General features: G+C 67.0%; 1 protein-coding gene. It reads right to left on the bottom strand.

Annotation, left to right across the window (positions count from 1 at the left end; translation table 11 throughout):
* Positions 1-18 precede the first annotated feature (18 nt).
* On the bottom strand, positions 19-1,083 hold the full coding sequence (locus ACIA5A_RS30890) for an IS110 family transposase (protein ID WP_396768313.1): 1,065 nt from the start codon (positions 1,081-1,083) through the stop codon (positions 19-21).
* Positions 1,084-1,319: the final 236 nt, after the last annotated feature.

Raw genomic sequence — 1,319 nt, 5'->3', positions numbered from 1 at the left:
GGGATGCTCCTATGGATGTCAAGCGGCGAGTTTAAGATCGTTTGAGGTGATGATCTGGTAGAGCTCGCGGGCGACGTAGCGTTTGAGGCATCGGATGATCTCTTTCTTGGACAAGCCGTCTTTGGTGCGTCGTTCCATGTAGGCGCGGGTGCGGATATCCCAGCGCAGGCGGCAGAGCACGACGCGGTAGAGCGCTTTGTTGGCTTGACGGTCGCCGCCGCGGTTGAGGCGGTGGCGGTTGGTCTTGCCGGAGGAGGCGGGGATCGGGGCGACGCCGCAGAGCATGGCGAACGCGGCCTCGTTGGTGAGCCGGTCGTGGTTCTCGCCGGCGGTGACCAGGAGTTGCCCGGCGGTATCGGCGCCGACACCGTTGACCGCGACCAGGGCAGGGTTGATGGCGGCGACCAGCGGTTCGAGGAGTTCGTCGAGGTCAGCGACTTCGACGGCGAGTTGCTGGTGGCGGCGGGCTAAGGACCGTAGGGCGATCTTGGCGGCGGTGCCCGGGGTGGTGGCGTCGGTGCGGTCGGGTCGCAGGTTCGCGCAGGTGCTGATCAGTTGCTTGATGGCCAGGCCGCGCAGGTGGGCGCGCAGCTCGTCGGGGGCGGTGACGATCAGGGTTTTGATCTGGCGTTGGGTGTCGGCGCGTTGATCGACGGCGCTGCGGCGGGCTACTCGCAGGTTGCGCAGCGCTTCGACGCGGCCGTCGCGTTGTTTGGGGATGCCGGTGCGTTCGCCGGCCAGGGCGGCTTTGGCCGCGGCGATGGCGTCGATCGGGTCGGACTTGCCCTGGAACCGGCGGGTCTTGCGGTTGGGCCGGTCGACCTCGATGACCTGCATACCTTCGCTGCGCAGCCGACGGGCGAGCCCTGCTCCGTAGGCGCCGGTCCCCTCGACTCCGATCCGTGACGCCTGGCCGAACCCGCGTACCCAGGTCAGCAGATCGGCGTAACCGGCCGCCGTCGCGGGGAACTGCCGAGTGCCCAGCACCCGCCCGACCACGTCGATCACGGCGGCGGTGTGGGTGTCCTGGTGGGTGTCAACTCCACCGGCGACCTCAATGATCGCGGCGTCCTGCGGTGTAATAGGAGGCATCGTCGTCCTGTCGTTCGTGACTGGGGCAGGGCGGCACGCACCAGCCGGGCAACGCGGACAAGACAGAGATGGGGCCTCTAGCCAGGCTCCTATGAAGTCACAACGCCACGTCCAGTGAGTGCACGAGCACCTCCCGACCGAGGCCGACAAATCCCGTTGAAGACCCGAAGTCAGTCAGTCGGTGGGTCAGACCTCGGCGGGAGGTGCTCACAAACATCATCTCTGTC

It is taken from the genome of Micromonospora sp. NPDC051300 (genome assembly GCF_044455315.1).
GTDB classification, from domain to species: domain Bacteria; phylum Actinomycetota; class Actinomycetes; order Mycobacteriales; family Micromonosporaceae; genus Micromonospora; species Micromonospora robiginosa.
The sequence above is the reverse complement of the archived record's forward strand: the minus strand, read 5'-3'. Positions and strand labels throughout refer to the sequence as shown.